This window comes from Sphingorhabdus sp. M41 (assembly GCF_001586275.1).
GTDB lineage: Bacteria > Pseudomonadota > Alphaproteobacteria > Sphingomonadales > Sphingomonadaceae > Parasphingorhabdus.
The window spans coordinates 193,978-215,080 of the sequence record NZ_CP014545.1 but is presented as its reverse complement, the minus strand read 5'-3'; the positions used below and the strand labels follow the sequence as shown (position 1 = coordinate 215,080).

The following is a 21,103-nucleotide window of genomic DNA, read 5'->3' as shown; positions in this document are numbered from 1 at the left end:
GGACGCAATTTTTTACCGCAGTCGCCGCGATTATGCTCTAATATGGCGCGGGGCAAAGTAAGGAGTGCGTATCATGACCGGCTTGAAATCATTTGTGGCGATGGCAATGGCAGGATCGCTATTGTCAGGATGTGTGGCGATGACGCCGCCGGTGGACGTCACCCGTTTTCACAATGCTCAGGTTGCCGCGATTGTGCCGGGCAGTGTCGTTATCGAAGCCAATTTGACCGATGAAGGCCATAGCCGCAGCATCGAATATGCGACCTATTCCGCTGCTATATTGCACGAATTGCAGCGCGTGGGCTTCACGGAAGCGCGCGAGGCGGCCAAAGACAGCAAATATCTCGTCCGCTACACGATTGAGAGAGCGGTGTTGAGCGCTGGCGGAACACGATCACCGATATCGGTCGGAGTCGGCGGCAGCACTGGCAGCTATGGATCCGGCGTCGGATTGGGCATTGGCATCAATCTTGGCGGCAAGCCAAAAGACAAGATCGTCACCGAATTATCGGTCCGCATTACCAAACGTGATGACGGTACCGTCGTCTGGGAAGGCCGCGCGTCGGTCGAGGCCAAACAAGGCTCCCCGGCATCGCAGCCCGGCCTGGCAGCAGCAAAATTGGCCGCAGCCCTATTCAAGGACTTCCCCGGAGAGTCCGGAACCACTATCAGGGTGAAATGAGCATAAAAATCACCAGCGCATTCGATAGCGGCAATATCGAAGTTCATGCCATCGAAGGCAAGACTGCAACGCTCTCGATCCGCAAGGACAAGGACAGCGAGTTTTTCCAGTGGTTCCATTTTCGGGTGGCCTGCGAGATTGGCGACGAACTGGAATTGAACATTGGCGGGCTGAAAGACTCCGCCTATCCGCAGGGATGGCCCGACTATAACGCCTGCGTCAGCGAAGACCGGGAATATTGGGGTCGCGCGGCGAGCAGCTACGACGAGCAAAGCGGTATCTTGTCGATCCGCTACACCGCCAGCAGCAATATCATCTGGTTTGCCTATTTCGCACCTTATAGTATCGAACGGCACCATGATCTGATCGCCGAAACCGCCGGATTTGAGGGCGTCAGCGTGCGCACGCTTGGCCATAGCCTGGAAGGCCAGCCGATAGACTGCGTGGAATTGGGAAGCGGCGACAAGCAGGTCTGGCTCTACGCCCGCCAGCATCCGGGCGAAAGCATGGCCGAATGGTGGATGGAAGGCGCGCTGGAAATGCTCACCGATCCGGCAGACCCTCATGCACGGCTGCTGCTGGAGAAATGCCGGTTCCATATTGTGCCCAATATGAACCCAGATGGTTCGTGCAGAGGGCATTTACGAACCAATTTCGCCGGCACCAATCTCAATCGGGAGTGGCATGAACCCAGCGCCGAAAAATCTCCCGAAGTGCTATGCGTTCGCAATGCTATGGACGAAAGCGGCGTTGCTTTCGCCATGGATGTGCACGGAGACGAAGCGATTCCTGCGGTTTTTATCGCCGGTTTCGAAGGCATTCCGTCGATCACCGATGCGCAGCTGGAAAAATATCACGGCTACCGTGATCGCCTCGCCCAGCGCACGCCGGATTTCCAGACCAAGCTTGGCTATCCGACCGCGGCCAAGGGCAAAGCCAATCTGTCGATGTCGACCAATCAGCTGGCCGAACGTTTCGGCGCCGTGGCAATGACGTTGGAAATGCCGTTCAAGGATAATCGCGATCTGCCCGATGCCGAGCAGGGCTGGTCCCCTGAACGCTGCAATTTGCTCGCCCGCGAATGCCTGGCCACTCTGGCCGAGATGATCGGCGATATCTAGCGGAAGCTGCGGAGGCAGAGGGGCGCTAGACACAGTCTCAAGCCATAGCTGCTCCATGAATTTCCGGGCGGCAGAAGCGACCGATTCTGGCTGAGCCGGAAGCGGTCGCTTCTGCCGCCCTTATCGCTTCCCCACTCCGGAATTGGTGATTGGGACGGGCGGGATCCGACGCGGCCGGGACAAGCGATTTCGAATTGGCGTTCATTCCTTCGGCCAGATGGTTCACCAATCGACATCCATGCCAGCTGGTTGCAGGCCTCGGACAACAGCCTTCAAGCATATATTCCTGCCGTGATCAGCCCCCTTTCGAACGGCATTACATGCGGAAAGGAAAGGCAAATCTCTGTCGGCAATAATATTCACGCACGTGATAGTGAGTGTTGACATTCCAAAATGATGTCGACATAAACCCTGCCCAAGTCAGCGACAAAGAGCGTTGACGTGGAGGAGAGGTTCAAATGAAAGTTACATTTTTTGCGTCCGTGTCTGCGGTCGCCTTGCTCGCGCAACCCGTTTCTGCTGTGGCACAGTCCGGCGAAACATCGCAGCCCACCGACGAGACAGCGCAGGACCAGAAGCGCGGTGACAAGGAAATTATCGTTACCGCCACTCGCCGGAGCGAACGGATCCAGGATATTCCCATCAGCGTCACTGCTTATGATCAAGCGGATCTGGACGACCTTGGTATCGTCGGCTTTGAAGGTGTTGCGCAGAATACGCCCGGCATCGTCGTCAATCGGCCGACCCAGAATTTCAATAATTTCACCGCCCGCGGGATCAACACCAACGGCTATAGCGCCGGGCTGCAGAGCGCGGTTGCCATCTACGTCGACGAACTGCCAATTTCGGCAAACGGCAATTCGACCATTCTCGATCCCAATCTGTACGACGTAGAGCGCGTCGAATTTCTGCGCGGGCCGCAGGGTACATTGTTCGGTTCGAACTCGCTCGCCGGTGCGATGCGCATCATTACGCGCAGTCCGGACCTGGATGAATTCCAGGCCTCCGCCAGCGCCGACATCGGCCTGACCGGATCCGATTCGATACGCCAGCGCTATAATGCGATGATCAACATACCGATCATGACGGACGAATTGGGGCTTCGCGTCACTGGCTATTACCGCAACGAGGATGGCTGGGTCGACAATATCGGCACCGGCGTGAACAATTCCAACAGTCTGGAAGCCTATGGCGGGCGCGCAATCCTGCTGATGCAGCCGAGCGACCGGATGCAGGTGAAGCTGCTGGCCTCCTATGAAAACAGCCAGCCCGCGGATTCGGGACTGACCAATCCGAACCTCGGCGAGTTCACGCGTCTTTCCGACCGGCCCGACCTGTTCCAGGGGGAACTCACCAACTTCAACGCGACCGTCAATTATGAGTTCGACTTCGCTGAACTGATCAGCTCGACAACATTGTCGACCTATGACGCATCCTTCTATGTTGATCTGGCCGGAACTTTCGCGCAGGCCTTCCCGTTCGCACTGGACGCCTTTGGCTATGACGACCTGTTTGTTCAGGAAACCCGCCTGGTCTCGCGCACGTCGGGTCCGATCGAGTGGGTCGCTGGCTTCTTCTATTACGACAAACGGCGCGCCGTGGACTTTGCCTATCGCTCCACGCCCGAATATCTCGCCGCACGCGGGCTGACCGGACTGCCGGATGAATATTATCAGCGGTTCAATGCCTATACCGACCAGAGCGAGATTGCCGGTTTCGGCGAATTGACCTACCGTTTCAGCGACAATTTCTGGGTCACTGGTGGCCTGCGCTACGGCAGCACAGAGGTGCAAAGCTTCACCCGGGGCGGTGGCTATAACAGCAATTATCTTACCCTCGCCTTTCTCGGCTTTCAGAATGTGCCGGTGACAATCACACCGATTGGCTACGAGGAAGGGTTGAAGGTCAAGGACGACCGCCTGTCCTACAAGGCCAGCGTCTCGTGGAAGCCAAATTCGGATCTGACCACCTATGCAACCATATCGACCGGTTTCCGGACGCCGGTTGTCAACGCCCGGGCCGGCCTGGTCAGTACCATCAATCCGAATGATCTCGTCATTCCCGACGGCGCAAATTCGGACAGCGTCACCAACTACGAGGTCGGCGTCAAAGGCAGCTGGCTGGGCGGCGACCTGACCGCGAATCTTGCGGGTTATTATATCGACTGGAAAAACATCCAGGTTCAGGCGAACCGCGTCTCGGATTCGATCCAGTTCGCGACCAACATCGGCGGTGCCGAGAGCTATGGCATTGAATTCGAGTTTCTGGCGCGGCCGGTCGAAGGCCTCAGCCTCGCCCTCAACGGGTCGTACAACGAAGCCAAGGTGACAAAACTTTCGGCGGTCGAAGCGGCGATATCTGGCGCGGTTCCGGGTGTCCGGCTTGCGTCGCCGCATTTTCAGGGATCGGGCACATTGCGCTACGACTTTGCGGTCGGTGGCGGAAACACCGCCTTCGCTGCGCTCAATGCGTCGCACGTCGGATCGTTCCCGAACCAGTTCCCGAACGTACCAGGCAATCCTAATGCTGTGAGCCCGACTTATGATTTCACCGAGGCATGGACCAACGTGAATCTTTTCGCCGGGGTCAAGCTGGGGTCGCTGGACCTGACCGCCTATGTCGAGAATGTGTTCGATGATTCCTCGATCACCTATATCCATCCGGAAGCCTTCCTCGATGGCCGTTATGCAAGGCTGCGGCCGCGCACGGCGGGCATTCGTGCGAACTACCGCTTCTGATGGGGCATCGTAACATGAAAGATGCGACGTTCCGGGGCCTGACCCATCTGGCTCTCCTGCTGGCGGTCATGGTCCCGGTACCGGCGGCAGCCGCCGATGGTCCGGTCGTCGATGCGCCGGCAGGCAAGGTGCAGGGAAGCGAGGAAAAAGGGGTCCGCATCTTCAAGGGCATTCCTTATGCTGCACCACCGGTTGGCAAGCTGCGCTGGACGCCGCCCCAACCGGCAGCTGACTGGCAGGACGTACGCGATGCCACCAAATTTGGTGCGGCATGCATGCAACCAAAGCCGCGAGGACCCAGCATCTACGCATGGGACCTGCCGGAGATGAGCGAGGATTGTCTCTCGCTCAACATCTGGGCACCGGACAATGCCACGCGCGCGCCGGTCTTCGTCTGGATACATGGTGGATCGCTGACCACGGGATCGGGCGGCGATCCGCTTTATGACGGCAGCGCGCTTGCGGCTCGCGGCATGGTCGTCGTGTCGATCAACTACCGTCTCGGGGCGCTCGGCTATCTCGCGCACCCGGAGCTCAGCGCAGAATCGTCAGACGGCGTATCGGGTAATTATGGCCTGCTCGACCAGATCGCGGCACTCCAGTGGGTGAAGCAAAACATTGGCGCGTTCGGCGGCGATGCAGCCAATGTGACGATCGCGGGCGAGTCTGCGGGCGCGCTCAGCGTCATGTATCTGATGGCGGCGCCGGACGCGCGCGGGCTGTTCGACAAGGCGATCGCCCAGAGCGCCTATATGGTCTCGGCACCAGCGCTGCGCGAAAAACGCAATGGCATGGTACCAGCCGAAGAGCAGGGCATAGACTTGACGACCAAGCTGGGTACTGACGATCTTGTCGCACTCCGGGCAATGCCCGCAGAAGAGATTGCCGAAAAGGCACCTGCGGCCGGATATTTCCCTTTCCCTGTCATCGATGGCAAGACCGTGCCGCGCCAGCTGGTTGAGACTTTCGACCGCAACGAACAGGCACCGGTGCCAATACTCGCCGGCTTCAATGCGGGCGAAATCCGGTCCCTGCGTTTCCTGCTGCCCAAGGCACCTGATAATGCCGCCGCATATGAAGCGGCTATCCGGACCAATTACGGCGAGTTCGCGGACGCTTACCTGTCCCGCTACCCTGCCAAGAACAAGGAAGAAAGCATGCTCGCCGCGACGCGCGATGCCATGTACGGCTGGACGTCCGAGCGGCTGGTATCAAATCAGGCGGCGCTCGGCATACCCGCCTATCTCTATCTTTTCGACCATGGCTACCCGGCAACCCAGGAATGGGATTTGCATGCCTTCCATGCTGCAGAACTGCCTTTCGTATTCGATACTGCCGGCAAGACACCGCCCCTATGGCCGAAAATCCCGAACAAATTGTCAGAGCGCAAGTTGATCGCCGCGATGGGTGATTATTGGGCAAGCTTCGCCCGAAGCGGGCAACCACGAGCCAAGGGCCAGCCGGACTGGCTGTCCTATTCCCAGAACAAGGCGTTCATGCATTTTGCCGACAAGCCGCGTCTGGGTCATAATCTTTTCCCCGGAACAGCAGCGCTGCACGAAGCGGTCGTGTGCCGCCGGCGCGCTGCGGGTGATACCGCATGGAACTGGAACATCGGCGTCATTTCGCCACCACTACCACCCAAAGCCGAGGGGTGCCAATGATCGACGGTTCAATGCAAGGCTATGCACTGACACTCGACAAGTTTCTTTCCCACGCTGCAAAATGGCACCCCCTCGCCGAGGTGGTTTCAGCAGCGCCGGACGGTACTGTCGAACGGATCAGCTATGCCGCTATCCATGATCGCGCGCGCGCCGTATCGGGTGCGTTGCATCGGCTGGGCGTGGGCAAGGGCGACCATGTCGCGACGCTCGCCTGGAACAGTCAGGGGCATTTTGAAAGCTGGTACGGGATAATCGGCATGGGTGCGGTGTGTCATACGCTGAACCCGCGACTCACCGCCAAGAGTCTCGGAGCCATGCTGGCGCAGTCCGGAGCGCGCCTGCTGCTGGCCAGCCGGGATCTGCTGCCGCTTGCCCGGGCGACTGCTGCGGAGGGTGGCGCCATAGAACAGATATTGCTGCTCGACGATGATGGAGCGACGATCGAAGCAGCGGATGATTCGATCAATGTCGGCGTGCTGGCAACAGCAATGGCTGAGGCATCATCGCCGGACATCGAATGGGGACAGTTCAACGAAAACACACCCTCCGGACTTTGCTTCACTTCGGGTACAACCGGCGCACCCAAGGGAGTTACCTATACCCACCGCGGTTGTTATCTGCATACGATGCGGCAGCTTCAGGCCGACGTGATGGGGGTTCGCGCGAATGATGCGGTGCTTGCGGTCGTTCCCATGTTCCATGCCAACGCCTGGGGCCTGCCGTTCGCGGTCCCCGCGGTTGGCGGCAAGCTTGTGTTACCCGGCAGCAATAGCACTGGAGCGCATCTGGCCGCTCTGATCCGGTCCGAAGGCGTCACTCTGGGCGTCGGCGTACCGACCGTGTGGCTCGGCCTGGTCGAACATCTCGAGACCGAGGGCGGTGATGTACCATCGCTCGAACGGATACTTGTGGGAGGCGCTTCGATGCCACCGGCGCTGATGGAACGGATCGAGCAGCGGCTCGGTGTCGAGGTGCAGACCAGCTGGGGCATGACCGAACTGTCGCCGCTCGGCACCGCTGCAGTAGCGGGAGATTCGGGGCGGCTGGCGGCCCTTTCGGGACGGCCTGCTATCGGCATTGACCTGCTCCTCACCGACAGCGAGGGGCACCCGCTTGACGAGCAACGCGGACCAGAGGGCCATCTGCGCGTGCGCGGACCGAGTGTCGTCAAACGCTATTTCGGCGATGACAAGCCCGCGACCGACGCGGAGGGCTGGTTCGACACCGGTGACCTCGCGCGCATTGACGTTGACGGCAATCTGATGATCACCGGTCGCGCCAAGGACCTGATCAAATCGGGCGGTGAATGGATCAACCCTGCTGAAATTGAATCACTGGTCGGTGCCCTGCCCCAGGTGTCGCTTGCCGCGGTGATAGGCCGGAGCGACCCCAAATGGGGCGAACGGCCGATTCTGCTGGTCGAAACCTGCGATAATTCGATCAGCGACGAAGAATTGCTCGCGCCGCTGCACGAGAATGTCGCGTCCTGGTGGATTCCTGATGCAATCATCCGTCTGGACGGGATGCCGCTCGCGGCCACCGGAAAGATCAATAAAATACAATTGCGGGCAGATTACGGACACGTGTAGGGTGATCCCGTAGGGTGATCCCGGTCGCGACGGATATAGTGCAGAAGGAAATGAGTTTGGCATCGACAGCAAAAACCAGTGTGAAGAAAGTTTCCAAGGCCGAACAACGGGCCGAGATGATGGAACAGATACTCGATATTGCCGAACTCCTTTTTTCCAAGCACGGCTTTTATGGTGTGACACTGAAGGATGTGGCCAAACAGGTCGGCGTCCATCACACTTTGCTCAACTATTATTTCGACGACAAGCAGACGCTGTTCGACGCCGTGTTTGCCCGGCGTGCTGTGGTTACAATCGAGAAACGGATGCAGGCGCTTGATGATTATGACCGCGCTGCCGGGGAAAACCCGACCGTGGAAGGCGCGCTCCACGCCTTTCTCGACACCGACCTCGACCTCTATATCCATGGCGGTGAAGGCTGGAAGAATTACGGCGCATTCGGCGCGCAAGCATCGAATAGTCCCGATGGCGCTGAATATATGGATAAATATTTCGACCCGGTCGTGCTGCGCCTGATCGATATTCTGAAAAAAGCCCTGCCGGACGCCGCTGAAGAAGATATTTTCTGGGGCTATCATTTCGTAACCGGCGCGCTGATGCTGACGCTGGCGCGAACGGGCCGTATCGACAAATTGTCGCACGGCCTTTGCCAGTCGGAAGATTATTCTGCGGTCAAACAACGTATGGCCCGATTCATGGCGGCGGGCTTCAAGGAAATTTGCGAGCAGCGTTAACGGGCTGGTAGCTGAGACTAGAAACAAGATCAGTTCCAGTTTCAAGATGAACTTCTTATTCACTCACACGTGAGTTATTGAAAGTACAAGATCTATGATGAAGGCATATTTGAAGGGACGGTCGAACAGCTTGATGCGGGCATTGTCTGACGCATGCGGTTTCGGAGGGCAGCACAATGCTCCCGCAGCAAACCGCGAAATGATGAGCATCGAACAGGTCGATCCGGCGATCACTGCCGGGCATTGATATTCCCCGGCAGTAGCGAGCTGGCCGAAGTCCGCCGCCGCTGCCGGGATAAATGGGAGAAGGAATATGGCTACCGACACGGAAGCTTTGCCAGACGGCGTGGGCAAGAAACAGAATGAAAAGCTCGTCATCACCGCTTCGTCGCTGGGGACGGTGTTTGAATGGTATGATTTTTACCTCTACGGCCTGCTTGCCAGCGTCATTTCGGCGAAGTTTTTTTCGGGGGTCAACGAAACCACAGGCTTCATCCTCGCGCTGATGGCCTTTGCTGCGGGCTTTGCGGTACGGCCGTTTGGCGCGCTGGTATTCGGGCGGGTCGGCGATATCGTGGGACGCAAGAAAACCTTTCTCGTCACCATGGCGATCATGGGTATGTCGACCTTCGCAGTCGGCTTGCTGCCAAGCTATGACCAAATCGGCATTGCGGCACCGATTATCCTGATGGCGCTGCGATTGTTGCAGGGCCTTGCGATCGGTGGCGAATATGGCGGTGCGGCGGTCTATATCGCCGAACATGCACCGAACGGGAAACGCGGTTTTTACACCGGCTTCATCCAGACAACAGCGATGCTCGGTCTTATTCTGGCTTCCATGTTCGTGGTCGGGTTGCGGACCAGCTTGGATGCCGATGACTTCCTGTCCTGGGGTTGGCGCCTGCCGTTTCTTTTCTCGATCGTCCTGCTGCTGGTCGCGCTCTGGATCCGCCTTCAGCTCAACGAAAGCCCTGTATTCCAGAGGATGAAAGCGCATGGCGCAACATCCAAAGCACCGCTCAGGGAAGCTTTTGGCAAATGGAAAAACCTGAAGATCGTTTTGATCGCGCTTTTCGGCGCGGTTGCGGGACAAGCGGTCATCGGCTTCTCGGGCCATCTCTATCCGCTTTTCTTTCTTGAGAAAATCGCCAAGGTCGATGGTGCTACCGCGAACTTCCTGGTCGCCACTGCGCTCACCATCACGATTCCTCTCTATGTTTTCTGGGGCTGGCTCAGCGACAAGATCGGCCGCAAGCCGATCATGATGACCGCATGTGTTATTGCCGTTTTTGCCTATTTCCCGCTTTACAGTGCGCTGGTCAATGCCGCGAACCCGGCAATGGCGGCTGCTATCGAACGCGCACCCGTTAGCATCGTGGCCCATGGCTCCGAATGTTCGTTTCAATTCGATCCTATCGGTGGCAACACCTTCGACACAACGAGCTGCGACATTGCAAAATCCTATCTCGCGAAGAGCGGGATAAATTATGAAAATATCGATGCGCCGATCGGCAGCATAGCGTCGATCCGGATCGGTGATCGGAGCATCATTGCTCCCGACCCTGCGCTTGTCTCAGGCGACACCAAGAATAGCGCCGTTGCCGCTTTCGGAGCTGATGTGCAGCGGGCGTTGGTAGCCGCAGGCTATCCCACCGACGCAGACCCGGACCAGATTGACCAGTTCAGGGTGATCGTGATCCTCTGCATGCTCGGAACCTTGGGAACGATGGTCTACGGGCCGCTGGCAGCGTTGCTGGTCGAACTGTTTCCCGCACGTATCCGCTATTCGTCCCTATCGCTGCCCTATCATATCGGGAACGGCTGGATCGGGGGCTTCATGCCGACGGTTGCCTTCGCGATGGTTGCGGCGACCGGCAGCATCTATCAGGGCCTGTGGTACGCGATTGTCATCGCCGGCATTACCGCAGTGGTCGGAATATTGTTTCTCCCGGAAACCTATAAACGCGACATTGAAGCATAGAAAGGAAGGGGTGATGGCGGATCAGGACTTCGAGATCGGGCGGCGCGAGTTGATGCAGGTAGCGGCAGGCACAGCGGCCGCTCCGACGCTTCTGGCAAATACGGCATCGGTGAAGGTTCGCCGACGTGCGCCTCCGGGCTTTTTGTGGGGTGCGGCAATCTCTGCCCATCAAAGCGAGGGCAACAATGTCAACAGCGATGCCTGGCTGGCGGAAAATCTTGAGCCGACCTTGTTCAAGGACCGTTCGGGTGATGCGTGCGATAGCTATCATCGTTATGATGAAGACTTCGCACTCGCCCAGCAATTGGGTTTGAACTGCTACCGTCTGGGCGTCGAATGGGCACGGATCGAACCCAGCGAAGGCTGTTTTTCCAATGCGGCTCTTGATCATTACAAGCGCGTGCTCGAATCATGCCGCGCTCGCGGGCTGCGGCCGATTGTGACCTTGAATCATTTCACCACCCCGCTCTGGTTTGCTGCCCGCGGCGGCTTTGAGGTACAAGATGCGCCGCAGTTGTTTGCCCGCTTCTGCCGCACTGTCGCCGAAAGACTCGGCGGGCTGATGCATCTTGTGACTACGTTCAACGAAGCCAATATCGGATTGCTGGTGGCGCTATACCCACAGTCGGATGAAGCCCGAAAGCAGATCCGCGCGGTCAACCAGGCTGCGGTTCGCGCCACCGGTTCGCCGCGCTTTTCGCGCTTGGCCTATTCCGATCCGGCAATTTCAACTCCGATCCTGCAGCAGGCGCATCGACTGGCCTATGACGAAATCAAGTCGGCAAGACCGGATCTTCCGGTTGGGATAACGTTGACAACCCAAGAGATTCAGTCCGCAGGATCACCTTCGCTGGTCGCGCATTATGAGCGGAAGCTCTATGGCGACTGGGTCGATGTGGCCCGCAGCCACTCCGATTTCTTCGGGGTGCAGTGCTATACCCGCATGGTTTTCGACGAGAAGGGCATGGTCGCGCCGCCGCCGGACGCCGAACTGACGATGTCGGGCTATGAATTCTACCCCCAGGCGCTGGCGAACACGATCCGCTGGGCGCATCGAACCATCGGCAAGCCGATCTACGTAACCGAAAGCGGCGTGGCCGTGAATGATGACAAGCGCCGCATTGCCTTTATTGATCAGGCGCTCGATGGTGTCCGGGCCTGTATCGACGAAGGGATCGCTGTCCGCAGCTATCTCTACTGGTCCTTGCTCGATAATTTCGAATGGACATCGGGCTATGGCCACACTTTTGGACTGGCAGCCGTTGACCGCGAGACGTTCAAACGGACGCCCCGGCCAAGCGCCTATCATTTCGGTGCACTGGCTCGCGCGAACCGACTGTAACAACGCAAACCTTCAGGCTTTGCCAGCTTCCAGCAGAAGATTGCGGAATGCCTCGGTCGTCTCGGCAACGCTCGACGCATCTATGCATCGCTCGTCATCGTCGGCGACATGATGGAAGCGATGCACGCCGAACACGCCTGCAACCGAGGGGTAGCCTGCGGCAATGATCGCGGTTAGCTCGCCCGCCGATAATTTGTCGCTGGGATAGGGGCCTTCGAGACCAGCCAGTCCCTTGAACAGGCGCCGTGCCGGGTCGAGCAGTGGCGGGCTGACAACCAGATAGCGCTGCGAATCTGTGCCCGGCAGCGGTGACAGGCCAAACAGCCCCTCGTGCCAGTCGCGGGCGGCAAGATTGGCTCCGAGATGTAACCAGAAGTGGGTCTCTTCGGGCTTGGGCGCTGTCGCCTTCAGCGATTCCTCGGCGCCCAGATTCTCATATTCATGGCCGCTGTTGCAAAGGAAGGCGATATCGTGATCGGGCAGCATTCTGGGTATGTTGCGCGCAAGGTCGAGCCATGCGGCAATGCCGCCACCGCGTTCTGCCGCGCAACCGTACCAGCCGGAGCGCGGTGTCGAGACGACGATCCATTTCCCTTTTTGCCGATCCATCCGGCCGATCACATTGAACGCCGGTCGCCGACCGGCCTGTCCCGTCAGCGTCGCTGTCGCCGTGGCATGTGTCGTCGCAGCGCTCAGGAAGGCTGCCGCATCGGCAGGCGCAAGCAGGCCTACGGGTCCTGCAAACATCGGTGCGCGACCATCGGCATTGAGTGCGATCACCTTGCCGGTAGGACCGTTGGTGACAATGACTACGGCCTTCGCACCGCCGGCAAAGGCCGCATCGACGGGCCCGCGCACGGATTTCGAAAAGGCAGAAGACCAACGGCCATAGGGTAGATCGACCAGTGCAATTGCCCCGCCGAGCGGCGCATCCGCCCTTCCCGCTCCATCGACGCGAACCAGCGGTCCGGACACGCCGCTGGCGGGCGTCGGAATGACAATTGGTTGCGGCCAGAGTGTTGCGCGCGCGCCGTCGATGGTGATTTCGCAAATGGCTTGATCGAAATATGGCACTGAAAGCACGGGTTTCTCGACCACGAATCCGGCCTCCTCAAGCTCGCCGGCAAGCCAGTGGCCGCAGGCTGCATCACCCTCGCTGCCCGACTGCTTGCTCCCAAATCCGATATATCTGGCGAGATCGTCTGCAATCGAATTGGGCTTAGTGGTGGCTGTGGCCTGCGCCGCTGTCGGTATCGCGACAGTCAGGGGCAGGCTGCTCGCACCTGCCAGCACATCGCGTCTCGTCGGTCCGCTCATATCATCATCTCCCGGTGTTTCTGCCGCTTGTTTCCTTGCCGACATTATGTCGGTCGTGAAGGAAGTGCACTTGATATTCACTAGCGAGTGAGTGTATAGTTGGCGCCGGACAATGGCAAGCATTGCGGCAGTGGCAGGAGAGGAATGGAATGAGCAAAATCGCTCTTCGGATCGCAGCATATATCGGAATCTTGGCGGCTGCCATAAGCGGCACGCAATCTTCATCGAAAATGCCAGATCGGCCTGAAGTCCAGATCCCCCAGGGTCGGCTTACCGGAACAATCACGGATGATATCGGCATATTCAAGGGCATAGCCTATGCCTTGCCGCCGGTTGGCGACCGACGCTGGCAGCCACCCGCTCCGCCTGCAAAATGGCAGGGCACTTTTGACGCAAGCGCATTCGGGGCCAGTTGTATCCAACCGCCCTACCCCGCCAGCAGTGTCTATTTCGAGGAACTGGCAGCGACCAGTGAAGATTGCCTGACACTAAACATCTGGTCGCCGAATAACGCAAATGGCGCTCCTGTGGTCGTCTGGATCCACGGTGGCGCGCTGCAACGCGGATCAAGCGCCAGCCCGATGTACGACGGAAGCGAATATGCGAAGCGCGGGATTGTGTTTGTTTCGATCAACTATCGGCTCGGGGTCTTCGGCTGGCTGGCACACCCTGGACTCAGTGCTGAATCGCCGGATGGCATTTCCGGCAACTATGGCTTGCTTGACCAGATTGCAGCGCTGGCGTGGGTGAAAGACAATATCGGCGCATTTGGCGGCGATGCACAGAATGTCACGGTGATGGGTGAATCGGCCGGTGCGCTCAGTATCACCTATCTACTGTCCAGCCCGCCTGCCCACGGTCTGTTTGCAAAGGCTATCATCCAGAGTGCGAATATCCGCGCAGTGCCGCTCCTGCGCGAAAGCGCCTTCGGCATGCCCGCTGCCGAGACAATTGGCGCGGCGCTCGGCGAAGATATCGGCGTTCTGCGGGCGCTCGACCCCGACGCGCTGATGGTGAAGGCCTGGCAAGCCCGCTTCCCGGCACAAGGCACGGTCGATGGCAAGATATTGCCTGCGCAAGTCGTCGAAACCTTCGACCGCAGCGAGCAAGCGCAGGTGCCGATCCTGGCCGGACTCAACAGCGGCGAAATCCGTTCACAACGGCTGCTGATTCCCGCTGCACCCAATGAGCCTGACGCCTATGAAATCGAAATCACTAAGCGTTTTGGCAATCTTGCGCCGGCCTATCTGCAGCTCTATCCCGCCTCGAATATTGCAGAAAGCCAGCTCGATGCAACACGCGACGCGGTCTATGGCTGGGCGATTGAGCGGCTGGTCAGGCAACAGACCGCAGCGGGGCAGCCAGCTTTTTCCTTCATCTTCGATCATTGCTATGCTGCGGCGAAGGAGCGCGACCTGTGCAGTTTTCACGCCGGTGAATTGCCCTTCACCTTTGGCCGCGTCGGCCCGGACAAACGATTGCCTGCCAACTGGCCTATACCGGTCGATCCCGCCGATGATGCCCTTGCGACGACGATGATCGACTATTGGGCAAGCTTTGCCACTACCGGGGCTCCCTCGTCCGTCACAGGTCCTGCATGGCCTCCATATGCCAATGACCAGGCACGGATGCGCTTCGCCGCAACTCCAGTCGTGGGACATGGTCAGGCGGCGGCTATGTTCGAACTGCAAGAACAGATAATGAAACAGCGGCGGTGCAACGGCGAGCAGTGGTTTCTGAACATGATTCCATTAAAAGCCTGTCCAGTCGACAGCAGCCCCAATGATTGATGGCATATTCGCACCGGTAACATTGAGAGGCGTCATGATAGTCTGGTTGAACGGACAATATCCCGCTTGATCACCAACACACTTCGCCCGAATTGATTGGCATCGCGCCGGTTTTCCCAGCATAGCTGCTGCCGGTATATCACAATCTTCGAGGGGCCGGATGAACGACCTGTTTGCCGATGGCTCCATAAGCGAGCGGACATTATCGCGAGAGCATATAGTGCAAATGGCGTCCGGCCATTCGCCAGCATGTCTGATTGACTGTGATCTGGAAGGCGTTGATCTCGCCAATCTCGACCTGTCAGGCTGGAAATTTGAACGATGCAATTTGCGGCGAGCCGATTTTTCCGGGACTTGTCTCGAAAGGACGGACTGGCAGTCCTGCCGCGGCGCCTTTGCGACGTTCAGCGGTGCCGATTTGACGGAGGCCTCATTCCAGTCGAGCGATTTCAACAATGCCGTGCTGCGCCGCTCGACCCTCGCGTCTGCATCATTTCGAAGCTGCAAACTGACCGGCACGGATCTGTCAGAGAGCAAGTCTCTGGACGCACGTTTTGAAGAAACGCTCCTGATCGGTGCCAAATTGCCCGGCTATAGCTTCCATAAACAGACCCTGCACAAAATAGATTTCAGCCACGCCGACCTGCGAAACTGTGATTTCCGCTCGGCCGTGCTTGATGATTGCAGCCTGCGCGACGCGAACATGGCGGGCTCACGCTTTGCAGGGGCTGATCTTCGCGGTGCGGATCTTGGCGGCCTTCGCTTGATCGATGCAGGTTTGTTTCGCGGCGCAACAATTTCCAGGGTGCAGGCCGGACAGTTGCTTGGCGAACTTGGACTTAACGTGCTTTAGGCGCCCATCGTCGACATCCGTGAGGGTTGCAATTGGGACCTCAATTTCAGCTTGGATTAGCGATCGGTTTCGCCGGCCAGGTTAGATAGATTGGCACTAGATTTCGGATGGGCTGACCGAATCTTCTCTTCCGGAACTCGGCAGACAGAGTGAAGGAGCTTCAAGTTCAGCCAGACCATTGGCCAGGATCGACCTGACGAGATCCACCTGTCCCGTAGTTCCGGTCTTGGCGAAAATCTTTTTTGAATAGTTGCGCACGGTTTCGATCGTAAGGCCCATATGGTCAGCGGCCTCGACCAAGGATTTCCCGCCAGCCAACTCTTTGGCAAGCCGCGCTTCGCTGGGGAGCAGACCGAACAGGTCAACCAGCAACCCGCAACCGTCCGCCGTCATCTGGCTCTCTCCGTGCAATGTCACAAGCGCAACAGCGTTACAGAGCCAAGCATAATCCGATGCTGGAAATGGTGAAACACGCATATGCAACATCGGACCGGAACTTATTTCAATGGCCGCTGAACGTTCAGCGGTTCCGGTTGCACAGCGATCAAGGATATCCGCTAGCGCCGTTTCGGTTGCGCGATCTGCGAAAGCGAACCGCTCACCTTGCATGCCAGAGAGAATGCTAAAGCCGGGCAATCTGTCTGGCCGGTCAGATACTGACTCCACAATGACGCCGGAACGATCAAGCAAGAACCAGCCGAGGCCGGTTTTGCGAGCCAATTTGGCAGTTACGGACGCATGAAATCGTTCGCGCTCGACTATCACCGCAGCGCGCGCGCATGACCTGAGATAGGGGAACAATCTTCTCAAAATAGCGCCGTCCGCTGCTCCAAATTCGACCGAACCGAAGACTCCCACCTTGATTGAAAGACTTTCGGAAACAACGGCGCGCATCGCTCGCACTGCGGGCGTGCCAAGTTTGGCGAGCGCCGCATCCATTCCGGCGCCTGAGTCGATATCTTTCAGCTCGGCGGCAGAATATATCCGTTCCGGGCGTAGACGGTCGGAAAGAATTATAGCCAGCGCAGCGGAGGAAATTGATACCGGCTGACCATTTGGCATCGCATTGACGATATATGCCGCGTCGGAAGAACCCGGAATTTCAATGATCATTGCCGCGAACCGAGCGTGTGCCATCGTTGCGAGTCCCGCCAGGAACTCGGTCCAGCCTGATTTTTCGACCACCGCCTTCTGCAGGGAAAGCAGCAATCCGGTTTCGGAATTTCCCGGGAAAGCCATGCACAATTGCTACACCCTCCCATATGGGAGGTCCATATAAAAGCTTTCTCTGGTCAATATAGTCCCAGCAATTGAGGAGCGGACATTGACGGCACGAACATTGACCCATCTGGAGCGGCTCGAAGCCGAAGCGATCCACATCATGCGCGAGGTTGTGGCGGAGGCAGAAAAGCCGGTGATGCTCTATTCGGTCGGCAAGGACAGCGCGGCGATGCTGCATGTCGCCAAGAAAGCCTTTTACCCTTCGCCGCCACCCTTTCCATTGCTCCATGTTGATACGACCTGGAAGTTTCAGGATATGTACAAGCTGCGCGAAAAGGCTGCTGCAGATGCCGGCATGGAATTGCTGGTTTACAAGAATCCCGAAGCGGTCGAACGCGGGATCAACCCCTTTGATCACGGCGGATTGCATACCGATATGTGGAAAACCGAAGGACTCAAACAGGCGCTCGACAAATATGGCTTTGATGCGGCCTTCGGCGGCGCGCGACGCGACGAGGAAAAAAGCCGGGCCAAGGAACGGATATTTTCCTTCCGGTCGACCAATCACCGCTGGGATCCCAAGAACCAGCGGCCCGAACTGTGGAAACTATACAATACCCGCAAAGCCAAGGGTGAGAGCATCCGCGTCTTCCCGATGTCCAACTGGACGGAACTCGATATCTGGCAATATATTCATCTGGAGAATATCGAGATTGTTCCGCTTTATTTCTCGGCCAAACGCCCGACAGTCGAACGCGACGGCATGCTGATCATGGTCGATGACGACCGCTTTCCGCTGCAAGAGGGCGAGACACCGGTCGAACGATCCATCCGGTTCCGCACATTGGGCTGCTATCCGCTCACCGGTGCGGTAGAAAGCACCGCTGCAACCTTGCCGGAAATCATCCAGGAAATGTTGCTGACAACGACGTCGGAAAGACAGGGCCGTGCGATCGACCATGATTCTTCGGCATCGATGGAAAAGAAAAAGCAGGAGGGATACTTCTGATGACCGATACCATTTACAAGACCGACGCACTGATCGCCGAGGACATCGACAGCTATCTGGAGACGCATCAGCACAAGTCACTGCTCCGCTTCATCACCTGCGGCTCGGTGGACGACGGCAAATCGACCCTGATTGGCCGGTTGCTTTACGACAGCAAGATGATTTTCGAGGATCAACTCGAAGCGCTGCAGGCCGATTCCAAATCGGTCGGCACGCAGGGCCAGGAGATTGATTTCGCGCTGCTGGTCGATGGTCTCGCTGCGGAACGGGAGCAGGGGATCACGATCGACGTCGCCTACCGGTTCTTCTCGACCGAAAAGCGCAAGTTCATTGTCGCCGACTGTCCCGGGCACGAGCAATATACCCGCAACATGGTCACCGGCGCCTCGACCGCCGACCTTGCCGTCATCCTGATCGACGCCCGCAAGGGTGTGCTCGTTCAGACCCGGCGGCACAGCTATTTGTGCAACCTCGTCGGCATCAAGAATATCGTATTGGCCGTCAACAAGATGGACCTGATCGATTATGATCAGGCAAAATATGACGCGATTGTCGCCGAATATACCGCTTTCGCCACCGAGATCGGGATCGACAATTTCACCGCCATGCCGATTTCCGGCTTCAAAGGTGATAATATTACCGAAAATTCGGCGAATACTCCCTGGTACAAGGGTGAGCCACTGATGGCGCATCTCGAGACGGTCAATCTTGACCTGGACGCCAGCCAGTCCAAGCCGCTGCGCATGCCGGTCCAGTGGGTCAACCGGCCCAATCTCGATTTCCGCGGATTTTCCGGCCAGATTGCGACGGGCACGGTGAAGCCGGGTGATGAAATCCGCGTCCTGCCTTCCGGAAAAACCTCAACCATCAGCAAGATTGTCACCCTCGGCGGAAATCTGGAAGAAGCGGTCGCCGGACAATCGGTCACGCTGTGCTTCGATGACGAAATAGATTGTTCGCGCGGCGATGTCATTGCGACGGCGGACAATCCACCCGAGGCATCCGATCAATTCGAGGCAACCATCGTCTGGATGGATGACGATGCCTTGCTCCCTGGCCGTGCATATTGGCTCAAGCTCGGTACGCAGATGGTATCCGCGACAGTGCAGGAACCGAAATATAGCATCGACGTCAATACGATGCAGCATATGGCGGCAAAAACGCTCGACCTGAACGCTATTGGCGTAGCCGAAATTGCCACCGACAAACCTATCGTGTTTGAGGCTTATGCTGACAACCGCACATTGGGTGGCTTTATCCTGATCGACAAGATCACCAACGCCACGGTTGGTGCGGGCATGTTGCATTTCAGTCTTCGCCGGGCACAGAATGTCCATTGGCAGGCAACAGATATTACGCGCGAAGCCCATGCCGACCTCAAGAACCAGAAGCCCAAGGTGCTTTGGTTCACCGGTCTGTCGGGGTCCGGCAAATCGACCATCGCCAATGAAGTCGAAAAACTTCTCAACGTGATGAACCGTCACACTTTTCTGCTCGATGGCGACAATGTCCGGCATGGGCTCAACAAGGATCTCGGTTTTACCGAGGCCGACCGGATCGAAAATATCCGCCGGGTGGGCGAGGTGGCAAAACTGATGACCGATGCCGGTCTGATCGTTCTGACTGCCTTCATTTCTCCGTTCCGTGCGGAACGCAACATGGTGCGGGCGATGCTGCCCGAAGGCGAGTTTGTCGAAATTTTCGTGGACACGCCTTTGGAGGTCGCCGAGGAACGCGATGTGAAAGGGCTTTATAAAAAGGCGCGGGCTGGCGAACTCAAGAATTTCACCGGTATCGACAGTCCCTATGAACCGCCTGAGAAGCCGGATATCCGGGTCAATACCGTCGAAATGACTCCAGTCGAAGCTGCGGAATATATCATCCGCCAGATCGCGCCGCTGAAATGAACGAGAAAATCATGCAGGATGATGTTGCCCTTGCCGCCCATCTCGCTGACACAGCCGGCAAGCTGCTGCGGCAAGTACGCGATAGCGGGCTGTTGTCGGGTAAGGCGCTGGGCAAAGCGGGCGATGAAACGGCGAACCAGTTTCTGATCCACGCGATTACGCACCAGCGTCCCGATGACGGACTTCTTTCCGAGGAAAGCAAGGACACCGAAATACGCCTGTCAAAATCGCGGGTGTGGATCATCGATCCGGTCGACGGCACCCGCGAATATGGCGAAGGCCGGACCGACTGGGCAGTGCATGTCGCGCTGGCCATAGACGGCCTTCCCGCGATTGGTGCCGTGGCGCTGCCCGGCCTGGATCTCGTGCTGCGTTCCGACCAGCCGAACCCGGTACCGCCACCGCCTGAGAAATTGCGCATGGTGGTCAGCCGGACCCGCCCTGCCGCAGAAGCAGTGGCGGTCTCGGAAATCCTGGGTGCCGAACTTGTACCGATGGGCAGTGCTGGCGCGAAAGCCATGGCGGTGGTCCGCGGGGAAGCCGACATCTATCTCCACACTGGCGGTCAATATGAATGGGACAGTTGCGCCCCGATAGCCGTGGCGGCGGCGCATGGCCTGCACGTCAGTCGTGTCGACGGCTCCCCGCTGCTATATAACCAGCGCGATGTGTACATGCCGGATCTGTTGATCTGCCGGAAGGAACATGCCGATCCAGTGTTTAAGGCGCTCGCCGGACTTTAACGGTTTCACCTGTCCCTGCTGCTTATATATGTGAAATGTGCCGCCATCGACCAACATCCCGGGGTATAGTATCGATGAAAAACGAGGACAGGATTGAGGTGGCAAAGCTTGCCGAACTTGCCGCAGGAGAATCCAGGGCCTTTTGTGTGCGGCGCCAGCCAATTCTGGTCTGCAACAGCGGCGGTAAAATCTACGCCGTCGCGAATGAATGCTCACACGCGTTTCAGGCCCTCGAGGCTGGACGCATTGGGGCTGGCTGGATAGCCTGTCCGGCACACGGCACACGTTTTGATCTTGCAACGGGCGAACCCCTTAATCCGCCAGCTGTCGAGAATATTGCGACCTTCCCGGTCGAGATCGAGAATGGAAGAATATTTGTCGATGTTTCCAGCATCGCCTGATCGATATTATC

The 21,103-nt window shown here is 57.9% G+C and carries 17 protein-coding genes; 15 read left to right on the top strand and 2 right to left on the bottom strand.

All coding sequences use genetic code 11. The features are described 5' to 3' along the window. Positions 1-73: 73 nt before the first annotated feature. The 9 genes from AZE99_RS01045 to AZE99_RS01010 all read left to right on the top strand — a co-directional run bounded on the left by AZE99_RS01045 (position 74) and on the right by AZE99_RS01010 (position 11,851). Complete coding sequence (locus AZE99_RS01045) at positions 74-682, top strand: DUF4136 domain-containing protein (protein ID WP_067197195.1); 609 nt, start codon at positions 74-76, stop codon at positions 680-682. Next, a complete protein-coding gene (locus AZE99_RS01040) occupies positions 679-1,803 on the top strand; it encodes a M14 family metallopeptidase (RefSeq protein WP_067197193.1) in 1,125 nt (374 codons plus the stop codon). The genes AZE99_RS01045 and AZE99_RS01040 overlap by 4 nt, the downstream gene beginning before the upstream one ends. 458 nt (positions 1,804-2,261) lie before the next feature. After that, the gene (locus AZE99_RS01035; protein WP_067197190.1) at positions 2,262-4,541 is read left to right on the top strand and encodes a TonB-dependent receptor; all 2,280 of its coding nucleotides are present in this window, start codon (positions 2,262-2,264) and stop codon (positions 4,539-4,541) included. A 14-nt stretch (positions 4,542-4,555) separates the two neighbouring features. Further along, positions 4,556-6,205 carry a carboxylesterase/lipase family protein gene (locus tag AZE99_RS01030; protein ID WP_067197187.1) on the top strand — a complete coding sequence of 550 codons (1,650 nt, stop codon included), beginning with the start codon at positions 4,556-4,558 and terminating at the stop codon, positions 6,203-6,205. After that, complete coding sequence (locus AZE99_RS01025; protein ID WP_067197184.1) at positions 6,202-7,794, top strand: AMP-binding protein; 1,593 nt, start codon at positions 6,202-6,204, stop codon at positions 7,792-7,794. The genes AZE99_RS01030 and AZE99_RS01025 overlap by 4 nt, the downstream gene beginning before the upstream one ends. Positions 7,795-7,844: 50 nt before the next feature. Next, entirely contained in the window at positions 7,845-8,528 is a 684-nt protein-coding gene (locus AZE99_RS01020; protein WP_067197181.1) for a TetR/AcrR family transcriptional regulator, read from the top strand. Between the two features lie 94 nt (positions 8,529-8,622). Beyond that, positions 8,623-8,775 (top strand): hypothetical protein, encoded by a 153-nt coding sequence (locus AZE99_RS16030; protein ID WP_156472036.1) that lies wholly within the window; start codon positions 8,623-8,625, stop codon positions 8,773-8,775. A gap of 66 nt (positions 8,776-8,841) precedes the next feature. Beyond that, positions 8,842-10,509, top strand: coding sequence for an MFS transporter (locus tag AZE99_RS01015; RefSeq protein WP_067197178.1), 1,668 nt, complete (start codon positions 8,842-8,844; stop codon positions 10,507-10,509). Positions 10,510-10,522: 13 nt separating this feature from the next. Beyond that, positions 10,523-11,851 carry a glycoside hydrolase family 1 protein gene (locus AZE99_RS01010; RefSeq protein ID WP_067197176.1) on the top strand — a complete coding sequence of 443 codons (1,329 nt, stop codon included), beginning with the start codon at positions 10,523-10,525 and terminating at the stop codon, positions 11,849-11,851. 12 nt (positions 11,852-11,863) lie between these two features. Here AZE99_RS01010 and AZE99_RS01005 read toward each other — a convergent pair whose 3' ends face one another. Continuing rightward, a complete protein-coding gene (locus AZE99_RS01005) occupies positions 11,864-13,168 on the bottom strand; it encodes a hypothetical protein (protein WP_067197173.1) in 1,305 nt (434 codons plus the stop codon). A gap of 149 nt (positions 13,169-13,317) precedes the next feature. On the opposite strand from AZE99_RS01005, the gene AZE99_RS01000 reads away from it, so the two are divergent. Both AZE99_RS01000 and AZE99_RS00995 read left to right on the top strand, forming a co-directional pair. Beyond that, complete coding sequence (locus AZE99_RS01000; protein ID WP_067197170.1) at positions 13,318-14,958, top strand: carboxylesterase/lipase family protein; 1,641 nt, start codon at positions 13,318-13,320, stop codon at positions 14,956-14,958. Positions 14,959-15,118: 160 nt separating this feature from the next. Then, positions 15,119-15,811 (top strand): pentapeptide repeat-containing protein, encoded by a 693-nt coding sequence (locus tag AZE99_RS00995; protein WP_067197167.1) that lies wholly within the window; start codon positions 15,119-15,121, stop codon positions 15,809-15,811. A 96-nt stretch (positions 15,812-15,907) separates the two neighbouring features. Here the strand turns inward: AZE99_RS00995 and AZE99_RS00990 are convergent, their stop codons facing one another. Next, positions 15,908-17,050 carry a helix-turn-helix transcriptional regulator gene (locus AZE99_RS00990; RefSeq protein WP_067197164.1) on the bottom strand — a complete coding sequence of 381 codons (1,143 nt, stop codon included), beginning with the start codon at positions 17,048-17,050 and terminating at the stop codon, positions 15,908-15,910. Positions 17,051-17,135: 85 nt separating this feature from the next. On the opposite strand from AZE99_RS00990, the gene cysD reads away from it, so the two are divergent. From cysD to AZE99_RS00970, 4 genes are all read left to right on the top strand, one after another. After that, entirely contained in the window at positions 17,136-18,041 is a 906-nt protein-coding gene (gene cysD / locus AZE99_RS00985; RefSeq protein ID WP_082788178.1) for a sulfate adenylyltransferase subunit CysD, read from the top strand. Continuing rightward, positions 18,041-19,948: a sulfate adenylyltransferase subunit CysN gene (gene cysN, locus AZE99_RS00980; RefSeq protein ID WP_067197161.1), complete on the top strand. Its 1,908-nt coding sequence runs from the start codon at positions 18,041-18,043 to the stop codon at positions 19,946-19,948. Before cysD ends, cysN begins: the two co-directional genes overlap by 1 nt. Beyond that, entirely contained in the window at positions 19,945-20,691 is a 747-nt protein-coding gene (locus AZE99_RS00975) for a 3'(2'),5'-bisphosphate nucleotidase CysQ (protein ID WP_156472035.1), read from the top strand. Before cysN ends, AZE99_RS00975 begins: the two co-directional genes overlap by 4 nt. Before the next feature lie 74 nt (positions 20,692-20,765). After that, entirely contained in the window at positions 20,766-21,092 is a 327-nt protein-coding gene (locus AZE99_RS00970) for a Rieske (2Fe-2S) protein (RefSeq protein ID WP_067197158.1), read from the top strand. The last annotated feature ends 11 nt before the right edge of the window (positions 21,093-21,103 follow it).

Excerpts from the sequence above, each read along its gene's own strand:
- AZE99_RS01045 (WP_067197195.1), top strand. The coding sequence starts at position 74 with ATGACCGGCTTGAAATCATTTGTGGCGATGGCAATGGCAGGATCGCTA.
- AZE99_RS01040 (WP_067197193.1), top strand. The coding sequence starts at position 679 with ATGAGCATAAAAATCACCAGCGCATTCGATAGCGGCAATATCGAAGTT.
- AZE99_RS01035 (WP_067197190.1), top strand. The coding sequence starts at position 2,262 with ATGAAAGTTACATTTTTTGCGTCCGTGTCTGCGGTCGCCTTGCTCGCG.
- AZE99_RS01030 (WP_067197187.1), top strand. The coding sequence starts at position 4,556 with ATGAAAGATGCGACGTTCCGGGGCCTGACCCATCTGGCTCTCCTGCTG.
- AZE99_RS01025 (WP_067197184.1), top strand. The coding sequence starts at position 6,202 with ATGATCGACGGTTCAATGCAAGGCTATGCACTGACACTCGACAAGTTT.
- AZE99_RS01020 (WP_067197181.1), top strand. The coding sequence starts at position 7,845 with ATGAGTTTGGCATCGACAGCAAAAACCAGTGTGAAGAAAGTTTCCAAG.
- AZE99_RS16030 (WP_156472036.1), top strand. The coding sequence starts at position 8,623 with ATGATGAAGGCATATTTGAAGGGACGGTCGAACAGCTTGATGCGGGCA.
- AZE99_RS01015 (WP_067197178.1), top strand. The coding sequence starts at position 8,842 with ATGGCTACCGACACGGAAGCTTTGCCAGACGGCGTGGGCAAGAAACAG.
- AZE99_RS01010 (WP_067197176.1), top strand. The coding sequence starts at position 10,523 with ATGGCGGATCAGGACTTCGAGATCGGGCGGCGCGAGTTGATGCAGGTA.
- AZE99_RS01005 (WP_067197173.1), bottom strand. The coding sequence starts at position 13,168 with ATGAGCGGACCGACGAGACGCGATGTGCTGGCAGGTGCGAGCAGCCTG.
- AZE99_RS01000 (WP_067197170.1), top strand. The coding sequence starts at position 13,318 with ATGAGCAAAATCGCTCTTCGGATCGCAGCATATATCGGAATCTTGGCG.
- AZE99_RS00995 (WP_067197167.1), top strand. The coding sequence starts at position 15,119 with ATGAACGACCTGTTTGCCGATGGCTCCATAAGCGAGCGGACATTATCG.
- AZE99_RS00990 (WP_067197164.1), bottom strand. The coding sequence starts at position 17,050 with ATGGCTTTCCCGGGAAATTCCGAAACCGGATTGCTGCTTTCCCTGCAG.
- cysN (WP_067197161.1), top strand. The coding sequence starts at position 18,041 with ATGACCGATACCATTTACAAGACCGACGCACTGATCGCCGAGGACATC.
- AZE99_RS00975 (WP_156472035.1), top strand. The coding sequence starts at position 19,945 with ATGAACGAGAAAATCATGCAGGATGATGTTGCCCTTGCCGCCCATCTC.
- AZE99_RS00970 (WP_067197158.1), top strand. The coding sequence starts at position 20,766 with ATGAAAAACGAGGACAGGATTGAGGTGGCAAAGCTTGCCGAACTTGCC.